The organism is Intrasporangium chromatireducens Q5-1 (assembly GCF_000576575.1).
Lineage (GTDB): Bacteria > Actinomycetota > Actinomycetes > Actinomycetales > Dermatophilaceae > Intrasporangium_A > Intrasporangium_A chromatireducens.
The window spans coordinates 1-3,676 of record NZ_AWQS01000319.1; the positions used below are offsets into that span (position 1 = coordinate 1).

Here is a 3,676-nt window from a genome sequence, read left to right on the forward strand (position 1 = left end):
CGTCGTACACCACGGACCCGGACTTGACCGCAGGACGCTGCAGCATGACCAGCAAGGCGTTATACGGGCTGTAACGAGGAAAGGCCGCCACACGGTCCAGCAGGTCGACATAACCACCCATCCGTCCGAACTCGAGAGCGGTCTTCAGCAAGTACGCCAGCGATCGCTTCGCTTCCTTGGCGCCATTTGCAGGCGGCGGAGAGGTCGGCGCCTCGTCGGGAGTCAGACTGAGCTGGCCCTCGATACCGTCGAGCTCCAATTGCCACAGAACCTCATCGGCCACGACGATCCCTATCCATGTGTTGCGGCGTCAGCGCCGACGGCTCTTGCGCATACCGCGGCGCCATGGCCTCCATCTGGTCCATCACCAGCTTGATCGCGCCCGGCTGTTGGTCCGGCGGGTAGCCGTACTTCATCAACAACCGCTTGATCGTCGTCCGCAGCTTCGCGCGCACGTCCTCCCGCACGGTCCAGTCCGTGCGGACATCTCGTCGCATCACCGACACCAAATCCCGCGCGATGTCCGCCAAGACCCCCTCCCCCAGCACATCCACCGCCGACTCGTTCTGGGCCACCGCGTCATAGAACGTCAGCTCGTCGATCTGCAGCGGCGGGTCGAACTGCTCGCCCCGGTGCGACTCGTCGACCGCCTCTCGAGCCAGCTCGATCAGCTCGGCGATCACCTCGGCCGAGGTCAGCTGTTGGTTGGTGTACTTGCGCATCACCTCGGCGATCCGGTCCGAGAACGCCCGCGCCCGGATCGTGTTCGTCCCGGTCGCCTTGACGGACTCCTTCGCCACCAAGGCCCGCAACGCTTCGATCGCCAAGTGCGGGTTCTCCGCCGCCAACGCATCCTTCAAGAAGCTCGGCCCCAGATCCATCAGGCTCGGCTTGGGCATGCCGGCCGCCTCATAGATGTCGAGCACCTCACCGGTCTGGGTGCTCTCCGCGATCAGCGCACCGAGCAGCCGCTGCACCTCGGCCGGGATCGGCTCCCCCCGCGACGCCCGCTCCTCCGCGTCCAGCTTGGCCATCCAGACGCGCACTTCCTCATAGAAACGGATCGGCCCCCGCACGTCCTCCAGCTCGTCACTGTTCGCGCACAGCGCCCACGCCCGCGCGAGCTGGCTCGACACCCGCCGGTATGCCGCTGAGCGGGTCTCGAGGGGCGTGCCGTTCTCGTCCTCCCGCACCTCGTTGCCCGGCGTGGCCGGGTCCCGCAGGTACTCAACCGTTTTCAGGACGACGTGCACGTAGGCCTTCTTGTCACCGCGGGCGGACCGGTCGGCGAACACCTTGCGCCAGTCGTAGCCGGCGACGAGGTCGTCCAGTTTGCCCAGCAGTTCCCGGGTCAGCCCAACTGCGTCGCTGACATTCCTGCCGAGCGGCTGGTTCGCCTGGTCCTCCCTGGTGTACTCCTCGAGAGCGGCGTTGAGGTTTTCCGCGAGCGGGGCGTAGGCGACGAGCAGGCCGTCTGCCTTGCCGCGGAAGGTCCGGTTGACCCGGGCCAGGGTCTGCATGAGCAGGGCCCCCTTGAGCGGCCGGTCCAAATAGAGGGTGTGCAGGGGCGGCGAGTCGTAGCCGGTCAACATCATCGAGTTGACAATGACGAGCTCGAGCTCGTCGTCCGGGTCCTTCAGGCGGCCCTTGATGACCTTGTTCTGCGACTCGCGGCGCACGTGCTTCACGATCGGGAGCGGGTCGGACGGGGTGCCGGTGTAGACGACCTTGATCTTGCCCTTGGCGATGTCGTCGGAGTGCCAGTCGGGCCGCAGCTCGATGATGGCGTCGTACAGCTTGGCGCAGATCTCCCGGGTCGCGCCGACGATCATGGCCTTGCCGGGCACCTCGATGAACTTCTCCATGACCGCTCGTCGGGTCTCCCAGTGCGGGACGAGATCCTCGGCGAGCTTCGCGATCCGGGCGGGAGCGCCATACACGGCGTTGACGACCGCGACGCTCTTCTCGATCCGATCCCGTTCGATGTCATCCAGACCGGCCGTCAGCTCGTCCGCGGCCTCGTCAACCTGCTCCTCGGTGACGCCCTCAGCGAGGCTCACCTTGATCAGCCGCGGCTCGAAGTGCACCGGCACGGTCGCCCCGTCCCGGACTGCTCGGGTCAGGTCGTAGATGTCGATGTAGTCACCGAAGACCTCGCGGGTATTCTTCTCCTTGAACGAGATCGGCGTTCCAGTGAAGGCGATGAGGGTCGCGTTGGGCAGGGCGTCCTTCAGGTGTCGGGCGTAGCCGTCGAGGCTGTCGTAGTGGGAGCGGTGCGCCTCGTCGACGATGACGATGATGTTGCGCCGGTCCGACAGCAGCGGGTGCGACTCGCCCGCGTCCTTCTCCTCCTTCGACAGCCCGAACTTCTGCAGCGTCGTGAAGATGATGCCGCCGGTGATCCGGTCGGTCAGGGTCTCGCGCAGCTCCGTCCGCTTGGTGATCTGCACTGGGGACTCGGGCAGCAGGAGGCTCTGCTTGAACGCGTCGAACAGCTGGCCGTCGAGCTCGGTGCGGTCGGTGACGAGGATGACCGTCGGGTTCGCCAACACCGGGTGGCGCTGCACGTAGTTGGTGTAGAGCTCCATCTCCATCGACTTGCCGGAGCCCTGGGTGTGCCACACGACACCCGCCTTGCCATCCGACTGGACCGCGAGAACAGTCGTGCCGAGGGCCTTGTTCACCGCGAAGTACTGGTGCGGCTTGGCGATCCGCTTCGCCAGCCCGTGCTCGCCCTGGTCGAACGCGGTGAAGTTGCGCAGCAGCTGCAGGAACCGGTCCGGGTTGTAGACCCCGTCGATCAGCTGGTCCAGCCCGGTGCCGACCTCATGGCCGGCGGTCGCGCCGAAACCGAGCGGCGCGCCGTCGTCGTCAACGTTCCACGGCGAGAAGTGGTTCAGCGGCGTGAACGGGGTCCCATACTTCGCGACCAGCCCGTCACTGACAACGGTGAAGACGGCGAACCGGAACGCCATTGGCAGCTCACGGACGTACGTCTCGAGCTGTCGATGCGCGGCCGCGACATCGGCGGTCTGGGTGCCTGCCTGCTTCAGCTCGACGATCGAGACTGGCAGACCGTTGCAGTAGAGGACGAGGTCGAAGCGTCGTTCGACCTCGTGTGAACGGACGGTGACTTGGTTGACGGCGAGCCAGTCGTTCTCCGACGGCTCGGTCGAGATGAGGCGGACCGTCGGGTTGTGCTCGACGCCCTCGTGGTCGATCCACGAAATGCCGCGATAACCCTCCGTCATATAGACGTGGGTGCGACGGTTCTCCGTGATCGCATCCGCCGAGGTCGGGCGAGTGATCTCGGCCGCCGCCTGCTTCAGATACTGCACCGGGACCGACGGGTTTAACCGCCGCAACGCCTCGAGCAGGCGTGACGGCAGGACCAGCTCGTCCCACGACTCACGCTCACCGCTACCGGAGGCGATCTGCTTGCCCTGCTTCGGCGCCCAGCCTTGCCCCGCCAGCGCCTCGAGGGCCGACTCCTCCCAGTCAGCCTCGCTCAACCCGCCGAGTCCCGGTGCCATGTCAGACTGCCTCCCCCACAACCCGCTCCGCGTCCTTGACGCGGATCGTGCCAGACATCAACCCGGGCAGCAGCGCGTCGCGCAGCTCCGCGAGCTGCAACGACTCCTGCTCGGCGAGTAGCGCTCGCTGCCACAGTGCGCTC

The 3,676-nt window shown here is 66.3% G+C and carries 2 protein-coding genes; both read right to left on the bottom strand.

Annotated features, from left to right (window positions below; genetic code table 11):
• Positions 1–283: hypothetical protein (locus N864_RS20235; protein ID WP_034721658.1), on the bottom strand; the 283-nt coding region annotated here is incomplete at its 3' end.
• Positions 273–3,533 (bottom strand): type I restriction endonuclease subunit R, encoded by a 3,261-nt coding sequence (locus tag N864_RS20240; RefSeq protein WP_051518859.1) that lies wholly within the window; start codon positions 3,531–3,533, stop codon positions 273–275. The genes N864_RS20240 and N864_RS20235, both read right to left, overlap by 11 nt.
• Positions 3,534–3,676 lie beyond the last annotated feature (143 nt).